The sequence below is a fragment of the Paraburkholderia hiiakae genome, from assembly GCF_904848665.1.
In the GTDB taxonomy this organism is placed as follows: Bacteria; Pseudomonadota; Gammaproteobacteria; order Burkholderiales; family Burkholderiaceae; genus Paraburkholderia; species Paraburkholderia hiiakae.
Genome location: NZ_CAJHCQ010000001.1, coordinates 513,260 through 535,218, shown reverse-complemented (window position 1 = coordinate 535,218; position 21,959 = coordinate 513,260). Strand labels below are relative to the sequence as shown.

The 21,959-nt window shown below is 64.6% G+C and carries 16 protein-coding genes; 9 read left to right on the top strand and 7 right to left on the bottom strand.

What is annotated here, in order from left to right; translation table 11 throughout:
• Window positions 1-210: 210 nt before the first annotated feature.
• On the top strand, window positions 211-1,413 hold the full coding sequence (gene hmpA / locus JMY28_RS02300; protein ID WP_201694228.1) for an NO-inducible flavohemoprotein: 1,203 nt from the start codon (window positions 211-213) through the stop codon (window positions 1,411-1,413).
• Window positions 1,414-1,523: 110 nt separating this feature from the next.
• Here hmpA and JMY28_RS02295 read toward each other — a convergent pair whose 3' ends face one another.
• The 3 genes from JMY28_RS02295 to JMY28_RS02285 all read right to left on the bottom strand — a co-directional run bounded on the left by JMY28_RS02295 (window position 1,524) and on the right by JMY28_RS02285 (window position 5,494).
• On the bottom strand, window positions 1,524-2,528 hold the full coding sequence (locus JMY28_RS02295; protein WP_201694226.1) for a GlxA family transcriptional regulator: 1,005 nt from the start codon (window positions 2,526-2,528) through the stop codon (window positions 1,524-1,526).
• Window positions 2,529-2,865: 337 nt separating this feature from the next.
• Window positions 2,866-3,318 carry a GDP-mannose mannosyl hydrolase gene (locus JMY28_RS02290; protein WP_201694224.1) on the bottom strand — a complete coding sequence of 151 codons (453 nt, stop codon included), beginning with the start codon at window positions 3,316-3,318 and terminating at the stop codon, window positions 2,866-2,868.
• Window positions 3,319-3,508: 190 nt separating this feature from the next.
• Window positions 3,509-5,494, bottom strand: a complete 1,986-nt coding sequence (locus JMY28_RS02285; RefSeq protein WP_236596657.1) for a hypothetical protein — start codon at window positions 5,492-5,494, stop codon at window positions 3,509-3,511.
• A gap of 628 nt (window positions 5,495-6,122) precedes the next feature.
• Here JMY28_RS02285 and JMY28_RS02280 point away from each other — a divergent pair.
• From JMY28_RS02280 to JMY28_RS02250, 7 genes are all read left to right on the top strand, one after another.
• Window positions 6,123-7,127 carry a GlxA family transcriptional regulator gene (locus JMY28_RS02280; RefSeq protein WP_201694222.1) on the top strand — a complete coding sequence of 335 codons (1,005 nt, stop codon included), beginning with the start codon at window positions 6,123-6,125 and terminating at the stop codon, window positions 7,125-7,127.
• Window positions 7,128-7,230: 103 nt separating this feature from the next.
• A complete protein-coding gene (locus JMY28_RS02275; protein WP_201694220.1) occupies window positions 7,231-8,739 on the top strand; it encodes a mannose-1-phosphate guanylyltransferase/mannose-6-phosphate isomerase in 1,509 nt (502 codons plus the stop codon).
• A gap of 42 nt (window positions 8,740-8,781) precedes the next feature.
• A complete protein-coding gene (locus tag JMY28_RS02270) occupies window positions 8,782-10,173 on the top strand; it encodes an undecaprenyl-phosphate glucose phosphotransferase (RefSeq protein WP_201694218.1) in 1,392 nt (463 codons plus the stop codon).
• A gap of 62 nt (window positions 10,174-10,235) precedes the next feature.
• Complete coding sequence (locus JMY28_RS02265) at window positions 10,236-12,467, top strand: polysaccharide biosynthesis tyrosine autokinase (RefSeq protein ID WP_201694211.1); 2,232 nt, start codon at window positions 10,236-10,238, stop codon at window positions 12,465-12,467.
• Window positions 12,468-12,567: 100 nt separating this feature from the next.
• A complete protein-coding gene (gene gmd, locus JMY28_RS02260; protein WP_201694210.1) occupies window positions 12,568-13,686 on the top strand; it encodes a GDP-mannose 4,6-dehydratase in 1,119 nt (372 codons plus the stop codon).
• 6 nt (window positions 13,687-13,692) lie between these two features.
• Window positions 13,693-14,652 carry a GDP-L-fucose synthase family protein gene (locus JMY28_RS02255; RefSeq protein WP_201694208.1) on the top strand — a complete coding sequence of 320 codons (960 nt, stop codon included), beginning with the start codon at window positions 13,693-13,695 and terminating at the stop codon, window positions 14,650-14,652.
• Window positions 14,653-14,841: 189 nt separating this feature from the next.
• Window positions 14,842-16,218 carry a glycosyltransferase WbuB gene (locus tag JMY28_RS02250; protein ID WP_201694206.1) on the top strand — a complete coding sequence of 459 codons (1,377 nt, stop codon included), beginning with the start codon at window positions 14,842-14,844 and terminating at the stop codon, window positions 16,216-16,218.
• A gap of 48 nt (window positions 16,219-16,266) precedes the next feature.
• Here JMY28_RS02250 and JMY28_RS02245 read toward each other — a convergent pair whose 3' ends face one another.
• Window positions 16,267-16,872 (bottom strand): hypothetical protein, encoded by a 606-nt coding sequence (locus tag JMY28_RS02245; protein ID WP_201694204.1) that lies wholly within the window; start codon window positions 16,870-16,872, stop codon window positions 16,267-16,269.
• A 240-nt stretch (window positions 16,873-17,112) separates the two neighbouring features.
• On the opposite strand from JMY28_RS02245, the gene JMY28_RS02240 reads away from it, so the two are divergent.
• On the top strand, window positions 17,113-17,811 hold the full coding sequence (locus JMY28_RS02240; protein ID WP_236596656.1) for a DapH/DapD/GlmU-related protein: 699 nt from the start codon (window positions 17,113-17,115) through the stop codon (window positions 17,809-17,811).
• Between the two features lie 90 nt (window positions 17,812-17,901).
• Here the strand turns inward: JMY28_RS02240 and JMY28_RS02235 are convergent, their stop codons facing one another.
• The 3 genes from JMY28_RS02235 to JMY28_RS02225 form a co-directional block, all read right to left on the bottom strand.
• Entirely contained in the window at window positions 17,902-19,050 is a 1,149-nt protein-coding gene (locus tag JMY28_RS02235; RefSeq protein WP_236596674.1) for a polysaccharide biosynthesis/export family protein, read from the bottom strand.
• 277 nt (window positions 19,051-19,327) lie between these two features.
• Entirely contained in the window at window positions 19,328-20,557 is a 1,230-nt protein-coding gene (locus JMY28_RS02230) for a glycosyltransferase (RefSeq protein ID WP_201694200.1), read from the bottom strand.
• Window positions 20,554-21,951, bottom strand: a complete 1,398-nt coding sequence (locus tag JMY28_RS02225; RefSeq protein WP_201694198.1) for a sulfite exporter TauE/SafE family protein — start codon at window positions 21,949-21,951, stop codon at window positions 20,554-20,556. The genes JMY28_RS02230 and JMY28_RS02225 overlap by 4 nt, the downstream gene beginning before the upstream one ends.
• Window positions 21,952-21,959: the final 8 nt, after the last annotated feature.

The following is a 21,959-nucleotide window of genomic DNA, read 5'->3' as shown; positions in this document are numbered from 1 at the left end:
AGAACAAAAGGGGCGCGAGCGCCTCGCTACCGTCCGAAAGAGGATGTTTCCCGCACTGCAGGAGCCCTGCTGAAGCCCGCCCCACGACCGCCCGCCGCGAGTTCGTACCTGGTGCAATCCGCGAACTGCTGGGGTGCGACAAAATGTCCGGGTCGGGCTGTCGCCTTAAAGATGTATTGTGTGTGCATCTTTACCAAGGAGAAGCTGCAAATGACTGCGCTCACCGTCGATCAGATGGCCCGTGTGAAGGCCACTGCGCCCGTTTTCGCCGAGCACGGCGCCACGATCACCAAGCACTTCTACAAGCGGATGTTCGCCGCGCATCCCGAACTGAAGAACATCTTCAACCAGACGCACCAGCAAAGTGGCAGCCAGCCCGAAACGCTCGCGCGCGCGGTCTATGCCTACGCCGCGAACATCGACAATCTGGGCGCGCTCGGCGGCGCGGTCACGCACATCGCGCACAAGCACGCGAGCCTGAACATCCGTCCGGAGCACTACCCGATCGTCGGCCGCCATCTGCTCGGCGCGGTCGTCGACGTGCTCGGCGACGCAGTGGACCAGCCTACGCTCGACGCCTGGGCCCTGGCCTACGAGCAACTCGCGAACATCATGATCGGCACCGAGGCGAAGCTGTACGAGGGCGCCTCGTGGAGCGGCTTCCGCCCGTTCAAGGTGATGCGCAAGCAAGTCGAAAGCGGGGAGATCACCTCGTTCTATCTCGCGCCGGCCGACGGCGCATCCGCAGGCGGTTTCGAGCCGGGGCAGTATGTGAGCGTGACGCGCTTCGTCGACAAGCTCGGCGTGGACCAGCCGCGTCAGTACAGCCTCTCGGACGCGCCCCACGGCAAATGGCTGCGCATCTCGGTGAAGCGCGAGGCTGGCCGTGGCGAAGCACAGCCGGGCCACGTGTCGAACATCATGCATGACGGCGTGGAAGAGGGCGCGGTGGTGCACGTGAGCGCGCCGATGGGCGAGTTCACGCTCGATCGCAAAAAGACGACGCCGGTCGTGCTGATGAGCGGCGGCGTGGGCATCACGCCGATGAAGTCGATGCTTTCCACGTTGATCGCCGAACGCAGCGAGCGCAAAGTGACCTTCGTGCACGCGTGCCGCAACGCGAATGTGCACGCATTCCGCGACTTTCTGCGTCACGCCGTCTCCGAGTACCCGAACGTCAAGCGTGCGGTGTTCTACGAAGAAGTCGGCGCAAATGACCGGCAGGGCGTGGACTACGATTTCGAGGGGCGCATCGATATCGGTCGCATCGAAGCGGATGTGCTGCTGCCCGACGCCGACTATTACCTGTGCGGCCCCGTGGCGTTCATGCGCGAACAGCGCGAGGCGCTCGTTGCCCGCGGCGTCGATGCCTCGCGCATTCACACGGAGATTTTCGGCTCAGGCATGCTGTAACGTTGCACGCTGACGTTACATACTGAGTACGCCGAATGAAAAAGACGCCGCGCGAAAGCTCGGCGTCTTGCGTGAGCAGCAGTAAATCATGTATCGATTTGCAACCGGAGTCACTCGCCCGAGGCCCTCCGGTTTACCGCGCGATACCCCGATGGCGAAATCGAGAGCCTGCGCCGGAAGATCCGCGCCAGACGCTCGCCGCGCGGCACGCCGCAGCGTTGCGCGATCTCGTCGATGGGAAGATTGGTTTGCGCAAGCAACAGGCAACTCGCATCGAGCCGGGTACGCAGCAGATATTCGGACGGCGTGAGGCCCGTTTGCGTCTTGAAGTGGCGCAGGAAGTTGCGCATGCTCATCTGCGCGACGCGCGCCGCGTCGGCGACCGATATCGGCTGGTGGTAGTTCTCGCGCAGCCAGTGAGCCGCCGAGTTGATCTTGCCGTTTGCGCTGTCCGCCTCGCCATCGTCGAGCATGGGGCCGAGCCGTTCCCAGGAGCCCGGCATCGAGTCCTCGGAAACACGCTGCGCAAGCGCCACGCCGTGATTGCGCTTGACCACCTTCAGCGCGGCGACGAGCGCCTCGGAAGGCGTCACGACCGAAGCGCCGGCGTTGCGCGCCTCCAGCGCGCGGCGCAACCGCTGCGCCGAGCTTGCCGTATTGCCGCCCGTGCGCAGGAAGGGCACATCTGCGGCGGCGAGCACGGCACGTCCCTCGCCGAGCGCGCGGATGATGCGTACCTTCGGTGCGAGCATCTGAAGCCGCGTGATGAGTCGCGCATTGTCGCGCGCCTCCATCGCACCGGGGCCGCCGGCGATGAATAGCGTGTCGAAGCCGCTGCGCAGCGGGCCATGCAGGCTCTCGGACCATATCCGCAGGCCGCAGCCGCTGGCCACGTTGCCGCCAGGCTCGGAAAGCATGACGATCGAATAAGCAGGAAGCGTGTCGGCGCAGGCATCGTTCGCAAGACGAAACACGTCGGCGAGCAAGGTCACGTCCCCAAGCGGGAAGCCCTCGAAAACCAGAATGGCTATGCGTTTGGCCACGTGTCCGAAATTCAAGTGAGCGCCGCGCGGCTGGAAAGCGGCTTGCCGGCAGACCACCCTATCGATGTACATGGCCGGTTCCTCGCGCAGAAAGGATTCGCAGGAGTACGTTGCGTTTTTGCGCCGCGTGCCCTGATCCGGCTGTTCGGGCTGTTACATGCGGTCACATCACGCTCTCGGGATTCATGATAGGCCGGTGAACCCCTGGCGCACGGCGCAGTCTGAAAATGCCGAGAAGTTGGCAGAATGGTTCGGTATGCGCTGGTAGGCTGGCTTGGGCTCGCTCGAGCGTTGCACTCGGGCCCCGCGCGCGTGGCGCACACGGGCACACGCGAGCGCCACCCACATGTGAGCTTCGCAACGTCCGCGCGCAAAGCAATGCGCGTGTGTGTCTGGCACTTGCGCGTTTTCAGCGGAAATATTGTTTCGAGCTCTTGTGCACGTCATCGCGCATCAGCAGTTCCTCGGGCCACAGCCACGCGTACTGGCTGTGCTGATCGAAGCGCCCGACTGGCACGGTGCTGTCCAGCATGAACGCGTAAGCAAGCACAACATAATGTGTGCCGATGCCGTTCTCAGCCGCGAAGTTGTCCGGATAGTGATGCTCGTACACGCCGACGAAGCGAGCGGCCGAGCGCTGCATGCCCGCAATGCCGAGCTCCGTTTCGACGATGCGCGTGAATGCGGCGTCGAGCCATTCGTCCTTGCGAATGCGTCCGCCCGGCACGAACCACTTGCCGCGCGCCGGGCGATTGCGTCGCTCGCCCACCAGCACGCGGCCGTCGGCATCAGCGACGATGAGGTCGATCCCGACAAGCGGTGCGAGCCGCACCACCTCGAGGAATTCGGTAGGCGACAGCATGGACGAGTGGATCCGTGGGGTGTCGGTCGTGTCGATATGATTGTCTCGAGCGCAGCCGCTGCGCGCGCGGCGCATGACAATCAGGCGTCGCGTTCTAGAGCAGTCTAGGCGGGTCAATATCGCGTTGCACTGTCCACAGCCGCCTAAGTCTCGCTATCGTGGGCCAAGATGCGGGGCGTCGCCCACGCGCTCAAGGCTTCGGCGCGACGTAGCCTGCGGGCGTGACGGCGTTCGATCTGGCGACATCGGCGTTGTCCGACACCACATAAACGGGCGACTCGGTCAGGCGCAGCGGGAGCATGCCGTCGTTGTAAGTCATCGTGGTCGGGTTGCCCATCATGTCGAACACGCTCACCTGGCCCGAGCGCCCGCGCGCGTCCACCTGAAGCGTGTAGTTCGTCGCGCGCGTTGCATCGAAGCCGGTTTTCGCGCTCCAGCGCGCGTTGTCGTGGCTCCACAGCGCCGTGATCACCTTGCCCCCGCCTTTGCTGTCTTTATTGCCGCTATTGCCCGGCCGCGCGAACGCGTAAGCGTAGACGCCCGCGGGCGTGCCGCGCAGCGGCCCGAGTGTATACGTACCGTCGATCAGCCGCGTCATGGTCGCGACCGCGAGCGCGGCCGGCTTGGGGCTGATGTTCGACGCGCCGTACATGCCCTTCGGATGTTCGAGTTCGAAGAACACGCCGTAGCCGGGCGTCGTCTCCGGCATGTCCGCGCCATAGAAAATGAACGTGGTGTCCGCGCCTTCGCCTAGCAGGATCAGATGCGCGCGCGCCACGACCGCACCCTGCGCGTAGAGCGTTTGCGCGTCGGGATAGTTGGCCGCGTAGTTCGTACCGATGTCGTAACTAATACCTGTTTCGGTCACGAAGAGCGGGGCGCCGGGTTTGAGCATGTCGCGCATTGTCGCGCGCAGCTCACGCATGGCTTCAGGCAGCGAAAGCGTGCCTTTGTCGGGTGCGCCGTACAAACGTTCCGGTGGATGCGAAGGGCTCGTGCCGAAATCGTAGTAGCCGTGGATCGTCACACCATCGATATATTTAGCAATGCCAAGCGGTGCGAACTTCTTGAGCCACTCCGTGTTGCCCTGCACGCCTGCATAGGTTGGGCCCATCACGATCGCCGACGGGTCGGTGGAGTGCATGCCCTCGTAGACGGTCTTGTAGAGATCGACGAAATGCGCGTCCGTGTCTTTCCACGGCAGCCCGCCGTCCTTGTCGGGCTCCCACGTGACCTGATAGTAGTTGTGCGCCTGGCGCGGGAAGACACGCGCGCGGATGCGTGCGGACTCCGCGCCTACGCGCGACATGTAATCGCGCAATTGGGCCAATGACGAAGGCACGTAGCTGTGGGTCTCCTCGCCGTTCGGACTCGCCCACGCGGGAAACCCGTCGAGCGTGATCAATCGCATGATGTCGCCAGGCTTGAACTGCAGATCGAGCTGGGAGGCGGCAGCATCGAATGTATTGGGACCTTTCGGTTCCATGACATACCAGCCGCGCTTGTCGTTGGCCCACGCAAGGCCGAGGTCCGTGTAGAGCGGACGCAAGCCGTCCCCGCCGCAACAGTGCTGGCCGGGCGCGATATATGCTGAGCCTTGTCCGCCGAAGCGGTGCAGGTCCTGGCGCGCAAAGATCGGTGCGGGCAGTGCTGCGCTCACATCGGGCAGCACGCCGAACGTTGTGATGCCGGCCGGCCGCGTGCCGCGCTGGGGCAAACCCGCAGAGGATTGCGAAGCCAGCGACGCCGAAAACGCGAAGTAGCCCGCCTGCGGCAGCGTGCAGGTGAGCGACGTGACGCGTGGGCCGGCTGCCACCGTGAAGTTGCCACTGGCCTGCGGGCGGCTCCACGTATCCGTGAGCTGCCATTGCACCTTGTCGTCGCGCGTAGCGCGCGTGGTCACTTCGATACGCACGCTCTTGCCGTGGGGAAAGAGCCGGGTGCCGTCGCTGCCGGGTGTGTCGGCCGAGATGGGATCGTCGCCTGTGTCTGTCGCCGCGCGGCTGGCGGCGCTCCTGCAAACGGGCGCGTCGGCGGCGCGGCAACTCACTGCCGGGAAAAGGATGCCGAGAAGGACGAGCGCGAGCGTTGCAGCCGGCACCCATGAACAGGCGCGCGAGCGGCACGCGCAACGAGGGGTCACGAACGCGGATGCAAGGGCTAGGCGCAATGTCATTGGCAGGTTCCTCACAGCATGAAAGGGTAAGCCTAGTTGTTCGAGCAAGTCATTTGACGCCAGCGTCCAGGCTTTTCGCGCAATTCTCCCTGGAAGCCCCGCGAGAGAGTTGTGCAGTGCTCGCGGAGTCCAAGCATATAAAGCGGCTTTTTGTGAATTTTTTTATTGTGCGGCGCAAACAGGATTTAACAGGTTTAAACTGCGTTTCGCATGCTCCAAATTTGAGCGCAAAGATTCTTAAACATCATTTAATCAGACGAATAGAGTCGCAGTCTTTTATTGCTCGTTTCTCTTCCATCCCATGCGTACGCATCGATCGGAAGGCATCGAACGATTTTGTCGTAACAAAGGCGAAAATACCGGCCTGTAACGGTTATCCGGCACTTTTGCCCAAGTCGATGTAATCGAACAAATTGCCTTTCACGCAGTTTGCTTTTTGTCATTTGACTCGGCGCCCAAGCCTCTAAACGGTCCTCGACCGGACTAAATGCGCCAATGTCTCGCCAGTTTCGGTCAGTCGTCGTTGCGGGAATTTTTCTCTGCATATGATGCACTGCACATGGAATGCTATCGAAATGCTATTACCGGGACTTTTCGCTTGGTACGGGGGATTGTTTAGGGGAAAAGCATGGCGTACGCAAGTCTGGATTTACCGTCGTTCAGTCGCCCGCATCTAGTGACCGCGGGCATCAGTCGAGAGGTGCGTCATATCGCAATTCTGCTGTTCGATGGTTGTTCGCTCCTTGGCGCCGGTATTGTGGCTGAAGTGTTTCATGTAGCGAACGAACTCTCGACAGACACCACTCGTAGCTCACCTTACGATGTAAGCATCCTTTCAGCCGATGGCGGCAACGTGACGTGCTCGTCGTCGGTACGGGTCTGGACAGATGGACTCGATGCACGCCACTACGTCGGCTTCGACGCGCTGTTCGTGGCGGGTGGAAAGGGCGCCTTCGCGGCCGCCAACGACGAGCGTCTCGTCGCATGGCTGCGTCGCGTGCATGCGAATACCGGCACCATTCGTCCGATTGGTGAAGGCCGTTCGCTGCTCGAGGCGGCGAGCCTGTGCGGCCAGCGCACGCAACACGAGTTCGGCTCGTTTGCGATGCAAACGGGACGCGAGGAAGCGGGCGGCGACGCCGGCGACCGGCTCGAGTCGATGAAGAGCGCGCTCACGCTTGTTAAGCGCGACTTGGGTGTCGATGTTGCGCGCGCCGTGACGGAGCGGCTCATGCCCGATTCGGGCGGCAACCTGTTGCCGTTTCTCGGCGATGCGCTTGGCAGCGCGCCGGCTGACAAAGTGCGTGCAGCGGCGCGCTGGCTGCAGGAAAACTGTCAGCGCGCCATTTCGATAGCGGACGCGGCACAGGTCGCGGCGATGAGCGAGCGAAACTTTCTGCGCCGCTTCAAGCTGGAGATGGGCATCACGCCATCTGATTACCTTTTGCATGCGCGCCTTGCAATTACCTGCAGCCTGCTCACCGATTCGGAATTGCCGGTCGACAAGATCGCGCGCCGCACCGGGATGGGCAATGGCGACCGCCTCGCCAAGATCTTCCGCAAACGCATGATGATTTCGCCCACCGAATACCGCGAGCAGAGCCGCCGCGAGGCCGGTGTAGAGGCACTGTAACCGCGGTCCTCGTAACGCCGCGGTAATAACGATCGCACATCGCCGTAACAGGGTCGCTCGTCGCGAGTCGAGGCGATCCTGCCCGATATGCAGGAGTCCGAACATGAATGAAAGGTCATCGATTCAGGAGGGCCAGAGTCAGGCCCGCGTCGAAGCCGCAGCGTGCACGCGCATCGTGCCGCTTGTGCTGGCGGGCGGATCTGGCACGCGTTTGTGGCCCATGTCGCGCGAGCATTTCCCTAAGCAGCTAATTGGTGTGGTGGGCAGCGATACGCTGCTGCAGGCAACCGTGCATCGTCTCGACGGCTTTTCGTCAGAGTGGCAGGTCGCGAGTTCGCCAATCGTCGTATGTGGTGAAGAACACCGCTTCGTGATCGTCGATCAGTTGCGTGCGTGCGGCATGGACGCGCGGCTCGTGGTCGAGCCGGCGCGGCGCGACACGGCGCCGGCGCTCACACTCGGCGCGGCGCTCGCATGCGCAAACGGTGACGACGCGATCTTGATCGTCATGCCTTCGGACCATGCGATTGCGGATACGGCTGCTCTGCAGCGCGCGCTCGAATGCGCCGCGCGACATGCGCAGCGCGGCGCAATCGTCACGCTGGGCGTGCCGCCGCGCTCGCCTGAAACGGGGTTTGGTTACATCCGCGTGGGCGAGGCGATTGCCGACGGCGCGCACCGCATCGACGGCTTCGTCGAGAAGCCCGCGCCTGAACTCGCCACGCAATACATCGCGCAGGGTGGCTACTGGTGGAACAGCGGCATCTTCGTGATGCGTGCGAGCGTCTGGCTCGACGCGCTGCGCGCACTGCAGCCCGACATGCATGCAGCGTGCCTTGCCGCATTCGTCGACGGGCAGCAAGACGGCCCCGTGTTCCGGCCGGCCGCAGACGCCTTCAAGCGCGCACCGTCCGACTCGATCGATTACGCGGTCATGGAGCGGCTTTCGGGCAGCAACGGCTGGACGCCCGAAGGCGTGGTGGTCGCGCTCGACGCGGGCTGGTCCGACCTCGGCTCGTGGGACGCCGTGTGGGCCGCGATGGAAAAAGACGAAGACGGCAATGTGGGACGCGGGCGCGTGGTGTTCGAGGGGGCGGTTGCGACCTACGCGCATTCCGACGGCAGGCTCGTGGCTTGCGTGGGGACTTCGAACCTCGTGGTGGTCGAGACCGCCGATGCGGTTCTCGTCGCGGACCGCTCGAAGGTGCAGGACGTGAAGGGGCTCGTTGCGCGCATCAAGGCCGAGCACGCGCCCGAGGCGGATTCGCATCGCAAGGTGCAACGTCCGTGGGGCTTCTACGATTCCATCGATTCCGGCGAGCGCTTCCAGGTCAAGCGCATCGTCGTCACGCCGGGCGCGCGGCTCTCGCTGCAACTGCATCACCATCGCGCCGAGCACTGGACGGTTGTGCGCGGCACTGCGCTCGTCACGCGTGGTGAGGAATCCTTTCTTCTGACGGAAAACGAGTCCACTTACATTCCACTCGGTGTACGTCACAGGTTGGAAAATCCGGGCAAGGTGCCGCTCGAGATCATCGAGGTGCAGTCGGGAGCGTATCTGGGAGAGGACGACATCGTCCGTCTCGACGATACGTACGGCCGCTGCGGTTGAAGGCAGCGGCACGGCTTGCAGGGAGAAAAAAAGGGAGAAAGCATGCGCGAGCTACAAAATCTGATGGCGAGAGTGCTCGACGTATCTGCCGTGATGATCGGCGCGAGCGTGGCGTCGGAGATCCGCTTCGACGATGTCGTGCCGCGCGGCGTGAACGAAGCCTTTGTGCTGCTCGCCGCGGCGTTTGCGCTCGTGATCTTTCCGGCGTTCGAGCTTTACCAGTCGTGGCGCGGCCGCTCCAAGGCGCTGCTCGCGGGCCAGGTGTCGCTTGCCTGGCTCGTCGTGCAGGGCTGCGCGCTGATCTCGATGTACTCAACGATGCATCACGTCGACCTCGTTTCACGCCTGTGGTTCGCTTACTGGACGGCGCTTGCGGGCGGCTTGCTCATCACGTGGCGCTTCCTCGCGCACGGCGTGCTTTCGCACATGCGTCGCGCGGGCATGAATCTCCATCAGGTCGCCATTGCGGGTTCCGCTTCGCAGTGCGACGAGATTGTGCGGCGCATCGATGCGGAACCAGGCTCCGGCTTTCGCGCGAGCGCCCTCTACAACACGATGCCGCAATCCGCGCGACCCGCTAGCGAGAAAGACGCGCCGGTGTGCGACACGATCGAGGCGTTCGCGCGGCATATCCGCGAGCATGACGTGCACGAGTTGTGGCTCGCCCTTTCGCTTGCCGAGGAGCGCACGGTGGTGCGGCTCGTGAGCGAGTTTCGCAACGACCTCGTGAACATCCGCTTCATTCCGGACGTGCGCTCGCTGGCTCTTTTCGACACCAGTACGGTGATCGAGCTGCTCGGCGTGCCCGCGATCAACCTCGTCGCCTCGCCACTGCCCGCGAGCGCGCAGTTCAAGAAGGCGATGTTCGATCGCGTGTTCGCGGCGCTTGCGCTCGTGAGTCTCATGCCGCTTCTCATCGGTATTGCCATTGCGGTGAAAGTTTCCTCGCCGGGGCCGGTGTTGTTCAGGCAGCGCCGCAAGGGCGCCGACGGCCGCGTGTTCACGATCTACAAGTTCCGCACGATGCGCGAGCACAAGGAAGCGCCCGGCACGGTGAGCCAGGCGACGCGCCACGATCCGCGCGTGACGCGTCTCGGCGCGTTCCTGCGCCGCACGAGCCTCGATGAATTGCCGCAGTTCTACAACGTGCTGCGCGGCGACATGTCGGTGGTCGGCCCCCGCCCGCATGCGCTCGAGCACGACGATCTTTATCAGAGCGTGGTGAAGGGCTATATCAACCGCTATCGCATCAAGCCCGGCATTACCGGCTGGGCACAGGTCAACGGATTTCGCGGGGAAACCGATCGCCTCGAAAAGATGGAAATGCGCGTAGCGCACGATCTGTATTACCTCGGCCATTGGTCGTTCTGGCTCGACATGCGCATCATCGCGGCCACGATCGTTCACGGGCTGATCGGCCGCAACGCGTACTGAGCGCTGCGGCGCATTTGAGCAAGCATCACCAGCAAGCAACACCAGGTTTCGGGAGAAGCAAGATGGCGATGAATTATGACGGCGCTTACTATGGCGCAGCAGGCGCCGACGAGCGATACCTAGGCGACTACCTGCAAACGATGGTGGCGAACTGGCGCGCGATCGCGATCGTGACGCTCGCCGTCACGCTGCTGGGCACGGCCTATGCCTTCCTCGCCACGCCGACCTATCGTGCCGACGTGCTGTTCCACCTCGTCGACAAGGGCGACGCCAGCAAGAAGGACAGCAGCCTGCCGCCGCTCACGGGCATGTTCGATGAAAAGTCGACCGCGAACGGCGTGATCGAAATGTTGAAGTCGCGCAACGTAACCGAGGAAACGGTGCGCAAGCTGCACCTCGACATTTCGGCGCGGCCGCGCGAAATGCCTGTGATTGGCGGCATGCTCTCCGGCATCCTGGGCTCGCCCTGGGCGCAGAAGCTGCCCGGGTTCATGCGCCCGTCCGGCTATGCATGGGGTGGCGGCGACATCGCGGTATCGCGCTTCGATACGCCCGAAGCGATGTATGAGCGCGATTTCACGGTCGTGGCCGGCGAAGAACCCGGCACGTTCACGCTGCGCGACCCCGACGGCATTCCGCTCCTGCAGGGCCGCGTAGGCGAGGACGTGAGCGCCAATACGTCGGTCGGGCCGATCGCGCTGCACGTGGACAGCTTGAGCGGGGCGCCCGGAACGCCTTTCCTCCTTACGCGCGCCTCGACGCTCACCACCGTCGACCGGCTGGAGCGCGCGCTCGAAATCCAGGAAGTCGGGCTGCAATCCGGCGTGATCCGCGCGAGTCTCGAAGGCCACAACAGCAAGACGACGGCCGCGATCCTCAACAACGTGGCGCACGAGTTCATCAAGCAGGACATCGCGAGCCGCTCGGCGGAGGCGGAACACATGCTCGCGTTCCTCGACGACCAGTTGCCGCAACTGCGCGCACAGGTCGATGCGGCCGAGCAGAAGTACAACAAGTTCCGTAACGAGCACGGCACGGTCGATCTCGGCGAAGAAAGCCGGCTGCTGCTTCAGCAGGTGAGCGACAACAAGATCCGTCTCGAGGATCTGCGCCAGCAACGCGCGGAACTCGCGCAGCGTTTCACCGAGCATCACCCGGCCGTTCAGGCGCTCGACGCGCAGATCGGCACGCTGCAAGCCGCGCAGTCGCAGCTCACGCGTAACGTGGCGCAACTGCCCGATACGGAGCAGTCTGCCGTGCGCCTCTTGCGCGACGTGCATGTGAGCACGGAGCTTTACACGAGCCTCTTGAACAGCGCGCAGCAACTGCGTGTAGCGCGCGCGGGCCAGGTGGGCGACGTGCGCGTAGTCGATTTCGCCGAAGCGCCGGATGATCCCGTGCGTCCGAAGAAGCTGCTCGTGATCGCGCTCGCGATCGGCGCGGGTCTCGTGCTGGGCGTGCTCGTCGCGTTCGTGCGCAAGTCGCTGTACGGCGGCGTGGAGCGCCCGGACGAACTCGAAGCCGCGCTCGGCGTGCCGGTGTTCGCCGTGGTGCCGCGCAGCCCGCAACAACTGCGGCTGCAGCATCACGTGACGTCGCGCCGGCGCGGGCTGCACGTGCTCGCGCAGCAGAATCCGCAGGACGTCGCGGTGGAAGGGGTGCGCAGCCTGCGCACCTCGCTGCAGCTCACGCTCAACGACGCGCGCAACAACATCGTGATGCTCACGGGCTCGCGGCCCGACATCGGCAAATCGTTCCTCTCGGTCAATCTCGCCGCGCTGGTCGCCTCGGTGAACAAGCGCGTGCTGATCGTCGACGGCGATATGCGGCGCGGCGACGTGCACTCGCACTTCGGCATTGCGCACCAGCCGGGCCTCTCCGACGTGCTGCTCGGCGCGGAGCTGGAGCGCGCGATCCAGCACGAGGTGCTGCCGGGCCTCGACGTGCTCGCCAAGGGCTCGCTGCACTCGCATCCGTCCGAGCTGTTGATGAGTCCGCGCTTCGAGTCGCTGCTCGAAGAACTGGGCGCGAAGTACGACCTCGTGATCGTCGATACGCCGCCGGTGCTCGCGGTGACCGACTCGACGGTGATCGGACGCTACGCGGGAACGACGCTTCTCGCGATCCGCCATGGCCGTCACCCGATTTCGGAACTCGAGGAAACGGTCAAGCGCCTGCGCATAGGCGGCGTGAATCTGCGCGGCGTGCTGCTCACCGACGTGCCGAAGACCGGCGCATTCATCGGCGGCGGGTATCGCGGCGGTTATTACGGTTACGAAAGCGTTTCAGGGTAGCGACAGGGTAACAGCAGGTTGACGGCCGGTTTTCGGGTCGGTCGTCGATGATGAAAACCACCGAATCCCATTTCGCGCACGCGAGGAGAGAACGATGGCAATGGCTCGCAAAGTTGCTTTGATTACCGGCATCACCGGTCAGGACGGTTCGTATCTTGCAGAACTGCTATTGAACAAAGGCTATGAGGTGCATGGCATCAAGCGCCGCTCGTCGCTCTTCAACACGGACCGCATCGATCACCTGTATCGCGATGCCCACGACTCGGAACCCGGCATCCACCTGCATCACGGCGAAATGACGGACACCACGGCGCTGCTGCGCGTGGTCCAGGAGATCGCGCCCGACGAGGTCTACAACCTCGCCGCGCAGAGCCACGTGGCCGTGTCTTTCGACGAGCCCGAGTACACCGCGAACGCGGACGGCCTCGGCACGCTGCGCATTCTGGAAGCGATCCGCATTCTCGGCCTCGCAAAGAAGACACGCTTCTACCAGGCTTCTACGTCCGAGCTGTATGGGCTCGTGCAGGAAGTGCCGCAGCGCGAAACCACGCCGTTCTACCCGCGCAGCCCCTATGCGGTCGCGAAGCTCTTCGCGTACTGGACCACGGTCAACTACCGCGAGGCGTATGGCATCTACGCGTGCAATGGCATTCTCTTCAACCACGAGTCGCCGCAGCGCGGCGAGACCTTCGTCACGCGCAAGATCACGCGTGCGATCGCCCGCATCGCCGTCGGGTTGCAGAAGGAACTGTATCTCGGCAACCTTTCGGCCATGCGCGACTGGGGCCATGCGCGCGATTACGTCGACATGCAGTGGCGCATGCTGCAGCAAGAGAAGCCCGAGGACTTCGTGATCGCAACGGGCGTGCAATACAGCGTGCGCGATTTCGTGCGCGCGGCGGCGGCGGAACTGGGCATCACGGTGCGTTTCGAGGGCAACGGTGTCGAAGAGGTCGGCATTGTCGACCATGTGGACTCGCGCGAGATGCGGCTCGAAGCGGGTCAGGTGATCCTGCGTGTCGATCCGCGCTACTTCCGCCCGGCCGAGGTCGAGACGCTGCTCGGCGACGCCTCGAAGGCGCAGGAGAAGCTGGGCTGGAAGCCGGCGACCTCGTTCCACGCGCTCGTCAAGGAAATGGTGCGAGCCGACTATCAGGCTGCCCGGCGCGACGCGCTCGTCACGCTGGCCGGCTTCAAGGCTCTCGAACATCACGAGTGAGACGCCATGGACACGAACTCCCGAATCTTCGTTGCCGGCCACCGCGGCATGGTGGGCTCAGCGCTCGTGCGCGCGTTGCAAGCGCACGGCTACCGTAACCTCGTCACGCGTTCCCACGCGGAGCTTGACCTCACCGATCAGGCTGCGGTCGACGCCTTTTTTGAAGGCGAGAACATCGACGCAGTTCTGCTCGCGGCCGCGCGCGTGGGCGGCATCCTGGCGAATTCGACGCAGCCTGCACAATTCGCCTGGGACAACCTGGCGATCGAGACCAACGTGATCCGGGCGTCGTACAACGCGGGCGTGCAGCGCCTCGTGTTCTTCGGCTCGTCGTGCATTTATCCGCGCGAATGTCCGCAGCCGATCCGCGAAACGTATCTGCTCACCTCGCCGCTCGAGCCGACCAACGAGGCCTACGCGATCGCGAAGATCGCAGGCCTGAAGCTCTGCGAAGCGTACAACCGCCAGTACGGCACGCATTTCGTCTCGCTCATGCCGACCAACCTGTACGGCCCCAACGACAACTACGATCTCGGCAGCAGCCACGTGCTGCCCGCGCTCATCCGCAAGGCGCACGAGGCGCGCAGCAACGGCCAGCGCACCTTGACCGTCTGGGGTTCAGGCAGGCCGCGCCGCGAATTCCTGCACGTCGACGATCTCGCCGATGCGACGATCTTCGTGCTGGAGCACGAGACCGGCGACGGCGTCTACAACGTCGGCGTTGGCGAGGATCTGTCGATCCACGATCTCGCGCAGCGCGTGTGCGACGTGGTGGGCTTCGCCGGCGAACTGGTATTCGATTCGACCAAGCCCGATGGCACGCCACGCAAGTTGCTCGACGTGTCGCGCCTGGGCGATTTGGGCTGGCACGCGCACATTGGCCTCCAGGAGGGGCTCGCCCGCACCTACGACGACTTTCTTCAAACCTATGCCGCGCCGGCATACGAGGCGGGCATGCGGGTTTGAGGTGACCTGACGGGACCGGTGGCTTTCAAACAATCGGCCCCAGGGACGAAAGGGAAGAGGCGTCTGGTTGGTGGTGGGCGTCGTGCGCGGACCGGATGCACGACGCCCGCTTTTTTTCGCTCGACGCGCGAGACGAATGAAAGCGGTAGACGAGCAGTTCAAAAGCAGTTCAGGGACGGAAGCAACGCAATGAGAATCCTGATCTACGGACTGAATTACGCGCCTGAAGTGACAGGCGTCGGCAAATACACGGCCGAAATGGCGGAGTTGCTCGCGACGCACGGCCACGAGGTGCGCGTGGTCTGCGCGCCGCCTTATTACCCGCAGTGGCGCGTGCACGACGGCTATCGCGCGGGGCGCTACACACGCGAAACCTTGCGTGGCGTGGACGTTTGGCGTGCGCCGCTGTGGGTGCCTTCGCAGCAGGGCGGCTTCAAACGCATCGTCCATCTGGCGAGCTTCGCACTTTCGTCGCTGCCGCTCCTCGCGCGGCTCGCGGCGTGGCGGCCCCAGGCCGTCATGCTGATCGTGCCGACGCTCTTTTGCGCGCCCGGCGCGCTCATGCTCGCGCGCGCCGTTGGCGCGAGCAGCTGGCTGCATATTCAGGACTTCGAAGTCGATGCAGCATTCGATCTGGGGCTGCTCAAGGGCGGCCAGGGGTCGCGCCTCGGGCGCGCGGCCCTCGCCGGCGAACGCTGGCTGTTGCGGCGCTTCGACGCCGTGTCGTCGATTTCGGCACGCATGGTCGAGCGCGCCATCGACAAGGGCGCGGACGCCTCACGCGCCGTGTGCCTGCCGAACTGGGTCGATACCCAGGCGATCTTTCCGCTGCCGTATCCGAGCGCGTTCCGGCGGCGCCTAGGCATCCCGCAGGACAACACCGTGGTGCTGTACTCGGGGAACATGGGGGCGAAGCAGGGCATCGAAATCCTCGCGGACGTCGCAACGGCGCTTGTCGCCCACACGGATATCAGCTTCGTGTTCTGCGGCGACGGCGCGGCCAAGCGGGAACTGATGGCGCGTTGCGAGCCGCTCTCGAACTGTCATGTGCTGCCGCTGCAGCCAGTGTCGATGCTCAACGAACTGCTGAACGTGGCCGATATCCACGTGCTGCCGCAGCGCAACGACGCCGCCGACCTCGTGATGCCCTCGAAGCTCACGGGCATGCTCGCGAGCGGCCGTGCGGTGGTCGCCATGGCGCGGCCCGGCACGAGTCTCTTCGACGTGGTGTCGGACCATGGCATCGTGGTGCCGCCCGAGGACGGCGAGGCGCTGGCCGCGGCGATCGTCGAACTGGCCGGTGACCCCGCGCGTAGCGCCGCGCTTGGCCGTGCCGCACGGCGCTACGCGAAGCGCACGCTGTCACCGCAAGCGATCTTCGACGTGCTCGAAGCGAGGCTTGCCGGGCTCGCGGGTGAGGTTGCCGAGCCGGCGGGTCAGACGCGAGTTGCGCCGCAGTCAGCGTCGAGTGGCGGTTCTTCGGCGCAGCAAGGCGCGGGTCAACCTGCGCATCAAGCGGGGCAGGGCGGGTCGACGTTGCCAGAGGTCGAGCAGTCCGATGTGTGATCGAAGGCGCCCAAGGCCGCGTTTGTGGCCTTGGGTTGCTGGCGGAATTTACCAGGGCGATTTGTACAGTTCCGAGTTGGTCTGGTCCGGTGACCCGTACGGGTTGCTGTACGGCTTGCCATAGACCTGGGCGGTCGGAGAGGTTTGGCTTGCGCCGTAGTCGTACCCGGCGGTCGATCGATGTCCACCTGCCGAATTCTTCGCCATAGCGCTGCCGGCGCGAGACCTGCCGTTCGATCCGATCCTGCTGCTTCCCGAAGCGCTGCCTCTGTCGACCCTGCCGCCCGTGGCGTTCGCCATGCTCGCTGCGTAGTCCCCTGGCGTGACGACGTGCATGTGCTTTTCGTTCGTGAGCGCGTCTTCCGCGTCGTCTGGCGAAGCGCCGTTGCTGGTGTACGGGGTCACGCTGTACGGGTTGCCCGAAGTGCCCGGGCCGCCGAGCAGGCGCTGTTCGTCGAGTTTCTGGCGCTGCACGGCATTGGTGAGGGTGTCGCCCTGGCTGCTCTGGTCGCTCGCAGTAGCGGGCGAGCCGCCGGTTGGCGCGCCGGACGGGGCATTTTGTGCAAACACCGGGCACGGCCATGCGGCGCACGCGGTTTGCAGCGCGGCGGCGAGCGCATAAGGTGCAAATCGATGACGATAAAAGCTGAACATGGCATGGATCCCGCGCGCCGCGAATCATGCGGCATCAAGCCTTCATGTTGCCCACGCAGCGTCGCCCCGCTGCGCCAAAACCCCTGCCGTGTCGGCCACGCGCGAGAGGCGATGCGCAGGCCGCCCGATAATGAAATCGTCGCTTGATGCGGCCCGTTGTCCAATCGGCCAGGGCTCGCGACAAGCCGGAAAGCAGCAGGGAAGCCGCAGAGAACCGACCCGGATGGGCAAGGAGCGTTCATGACGGAAGCGGTCGAAGGTTTAGGGACACTCAAAGGGAGCGTCAGCGCGGCGGGTCGCTGGGATGGCGCTGGCGAGGCACCGTCCGCAGGCGCCGCGCCGCCGGCCGCAGCGCAGTCTGCCAGCGCGGACATCCGCGTGATCGATTTGAGCCGTGCGGGCAAGGGCAATTACGTCGCGCGCCGGGGCAAGTTCGTGCAGGCCGCGTGGTATCTCGTCGAGACCTGCGTGCTCGACAATCGTCTGCTGCCGCTCTCCGCGCTGCGCGTGGGCTTGCTGCGCCTGTTCGGCGCGAAGGTCGGCGAGGGTTGCCGCCTCGTGCACCCCATGCGTGTGAAGGCGCCGTGGAATCTGGAAATGGGCGACAACTGCTGGATCGGCGTGGACGTGTGGATCTACAACCAGGCGCCCATCCGCATTGGCTCGAATGTCTGCATTTCGCAGGGGGCGTTTCTCAGCGCGGGGTCGCACGACATGCGCACGAACATGGACTTGCATGTCGCGCCGATCGTGATCGAGGACGGCGCGTGGGTCTCGTCGAAATGCGTGGTGCAAATGGGCGTGACGATCGGACGCTCGGCGGTCGTCACGCCGCTCTCGGTCGTGCATCGATCGCTGGAAGCCGGCGGCGTGTATGGCGGCAATCCGTGCCGCTTTATCCGCTGGCGCTTTGAGCAAAGCAAGCCGCCCAAGGCATAAGGCGGCTCCTGGCTGGCTCGTTTCAAGCACGTTCATTCTCGGTATGAGCAGGCCCGAAGGCCTGCTCATACCCACACGAACTCCGCCACGCTAGTACCCGCCGTAACCCACCGCCCGGCCCGCTGCGGCCGCCTGCGTACTCGGCAGGATCAGGTTGATGACGCGGCTCCACTTCACGAGCGCCGAGGCATCGACGAACACGACATCGTTCGGTTTCAGGTCGAACTCGTCGGCCGTCGCCATGGCTTCCGGCGTCGACGCGTCGAGGTGGAAGACCGTGCGGTGTCCTTCCTGCTGCCCGCGCACCACATACACCTGCGAGGCGTCGCCCGATCCCTGGCTGATGCCGCCCGCGTTGCCCAGCGCGTCGTTCAGCGAGAGGTGCCCGTTATCGAACGGAAGCGGCCCCGGGTGCCCGACTTCGCCGAGCACGAACACGCGGCTTTCGTTCGCCGAATACACGCGCACGAGGTCGCCGTTTTGCAGCAGGATTTTGTCCGGGTTCACGCCCTTCTTGATCATGTCGGGAATGTTCACCAGGATCGTCTTGTCGCCGCGCGTCACGCTAACCCGCGAGCGGTCGCCCGCCGCCGTGAAGCCGCCCGCGCGGTTGATCGCCTCGGGCAGTGACATCGTCATGTCGTTGAGCACCATGAGGCCAGGCGTGCGCACTTCGCCGTCCACATACACACGCCGGCTGCGGTATGACTCGATGCGCAGCGTCACCTGTGGCTTGTTCAGGTAGTAGGCCAGCTTGCTCGCCACGAGGTTGCGCGCTTCCATCTCGGTGAGCCCCGCCACGTGGATCGGCCCGACGTAGGCTACCTGGATCGCGCCAGACGAGTCGACGGTATAGCCCGACTGCACCTGGCTCGCGCTCTGGTCCTGCGCCCCGTTGCCGCCACCACTGCCGCCCGATGGCAGATTCATCTCGGGGTGATCCCACACGACGATGCTCAGCACGTCGCCGGGCCCGAGCGTGTAGGGCTTGGGCGTGCCGAACAACGTCTCGACGTTCGACGGGACAGTCGCCGGTCTCTCCGCCGCCTCCTTTGCGACCAGTTCGTTGTTGATCTCGACGAGTGCGCCCGGTGGAGGCTGATCTCCGTTGCCGCCCGTGTGCGCGGCGCCGGTCGCGGCCTTCGCCTGCGTGACGCTCGATGGCGCCGTCATGCCAGGCGAGAGCCCGCAGCCCGCAAGCAGGGCCGCGGTCGTCACCATGGCCACCATCGCCGACATGGCCGCCCGTGCGCGGCCCGCCGATAATCCGCGCAAACTGCGCGCGGGCTGCGTCGCGGTTGCTGCAGTTGCATCCACGGCCTCGCCGCCAGAACAATCAGGTGTGCTGTCTAACATAGTGTTGCCCCCTTACTCACAGGATTCGCACATCGCCACGAAAGTGCAACGCGGGCCCATCGTTCGACTCGTTATGACGCTTCAGCTGCGTTGCTTCGTCACCCCTGCCAATCCCTACCATTTCCGCTATCTGATGCCGTCTTTTTTCCGCTTTTTCCGCTTATTCGGTTTGCTCCGCGGGCTCGCCCTGCGCCATGGCGCTCAGCGGGTGCTCTGGGCGAAATCGAGTGCCCGCGTGCGACAGATGTTCCTGCAACAAGCCGAGCAGCGAGCGCACCATGCCATCCATCGCGAAGCGCGCATCGAACGTGCGCCGTGCCTGCGCGCGCATCGCGTCGCGCGCGCGTTCGTCGAGCGCGCGCCATGACGCGAAGTTCCGCTGCGTGCCGGCGACCGTGTCGGGCGCGACGAAACCCGCGCCATCCTCATCGATCTCGCGCCATATGCCCACCTTGTCCGAGACCAGTGCGGGCAGCCCGCACGCCAGTGCCTCGGCCACGGCAACGCCGAAATTCTCCTGGTGCGAAGGCAGCACGAATACGTCGCTAGCAAAAAACGCGCCCCACTTGAGATTGCCCTGCAGCATGCCCGGCCAGCTGATGCGGTGCGTAATGCCGTGTGACTGCGCCATCGCTTGCAGCGCGGGCTGCCAGTTGCTCTGGTCGGGGCCCCCAATCAGCAGATGCGCATCCGGCGTTTGGCGCGCATGTTCGGCGAACGCGTGAATCAGCACGTCGCAGCCCTTCTTCGGGTGCAGGCGCCCGAGGAACAGCACGATGCGCTTGTTGCGCAGATGCGGCGACTGTTGCAGGAAGGCTTCCCGCAACGTGTCCGCGCTCTCGTTGGGCGCATTGGTGCCGAACGGCACGACGCGCTCGTTCGCTCGGTACAGCCAGAACGATTCGCGCGCGAGCAGGCGTTCTTCGTCGGTCGTGAAGATCACGGCGGCGGCGTCGCGCAGCACGCGAAAATCGGCCCACGGCCAGTAAGCCCATTTCTTCAGATGCTTGCCCGGATAGGTCGCCTTGAACCACGGATCGAGCATGCCGTGCGTGTACACGTAGTACGGCACCTGGGCGTGGCGCAGCGCGCGCCACGCGCCGAAGCCGTGGTATTGCCAGAGCCCGTGCACGATCGCCGCGTCGAAGCGCCTCGCGTTCGCGCGCAGCCACGGCACGTAGCCGGGGGTGTATCCGTAGTGCCCGCGGCCAGGGCCCAAGGCGTGCAGTGGGAGCGGGAATTCGCGCACGTAAGGCGCGTCGATGGGGTCGAGCGAGGCCACTTCGATCTGGTGGTCGAGCGCCGACATCGCGAGACCGCTCTGACGCACGCCTTCAATCGGGCCGCCCGAACGCGGGTCGACCGTGGATACGAGGTGCAGGATTTTCATCGGGGCTCCGGAGTCGCATACGTGGTGAGCGGCACCGGCGCCGCCGCGGGCGCCGTGGGTCGGAAGGCAGGCTCGCGCCCGTAGGACGGGTGCAGGCGCTGGCGCTTGCGTTGAAGGTCAATGCGGTAATGAAGCTGCGAATACAGCGCGACGATGAGGCCGAGCGCGAGGCCGTACACGAGGCCCGAGAAGCGCGTGCCGAGCGGATTGCCGCCGATCGACGCGCCCGGCAGCGCGGCGAGCACGAGCAGCGCCATGCTGAGCGGCATGAGCATCGGGTGACGCGGCGCAATGCGGCGCCAACGCCTGAATGCGCGGCCCGCGACGATGAGCGCGACGATCACGGCGAGCGGCATGCAGGCCCCGAACACGATGCCTTCGGCGTAGAGCTGATACACCCAGAAGTTGTGGCCAGCCACCCAGTCGCTGGTGTTGAAGTAATCGTCCTTGCTGAACGTCTGGTTCACGTACTGGTAGTAAATGGGTGAGTAGCGGTAAAGGTGGCCATAACCCTTGCCGAACAGTACCGACTCCACCGATTCGGTGACCTGATCGTACTGGTCGCGCATTTCCGCAATACGCGTGACTGTGGTCGGATCGCGGTCGGACTCCGAGCTTTGCGCGGCCGTCACGCGCTGCGTCCAGTGTTCGGTGATGGACGGGAAGAGCCACGCAGTCCCCACGCCGAGCGCGACGACGAACGAAAGCGCGATACCCGTGCGGAAGAACGATTTGATCAGATGGCTGAGCGACGGCGAGGCGAGCCACGCCGCGAACATGGCGAGCAGGACGGTCGCGATCAGCAGGCTACGCGTGACGCTCAGCAATTCGACGACGAGCGTGGCAAGGAACACCATGACCATCGTCATGTTGAAGCGCCGGGCGACGATGAACTGGTGCAACAGCATGGCCTGCAGCGCGAGCATGGTCGGCGAGACGATGCGAAAGCGTATGTCGGAGAGCGGCCCGCCTACAGCCAGCAAGCCGAAGAAGAACGTGAACACGAGACAAAGCACGTTTGCGTAATAGAGCGCGCGCTGCATCTGCATGACGCGAATCGGGTGCCACGGGCGGCACGTGGCCCAGTAGCCGAGCGCGAACAGCAGAAACGGCAGGATCACGCGCAGGTACTGGCCAACCGGATTGTGCTGCAGCATTTGCGCAATCAGGCTGCCGATGAGGCTCGCCACGAGCGCGCCCGTGACGAACGAGCGCAGCCGGGTCGGGCGCGCAAAGCGCGGCCCGATCATCGCAAGAATGAGCGCGCCTGCCAGGGCCGGAATGACGGCCAGCCATTGCGCGCCGTGGCCGAACTGGGAGTCCGGGGCCTTATAGTCGAAAGCGAGAGGCACGAGGCACACCCAGAGCCATAGAGCAGCATGTTTGTTTCGCATCGGCGTTC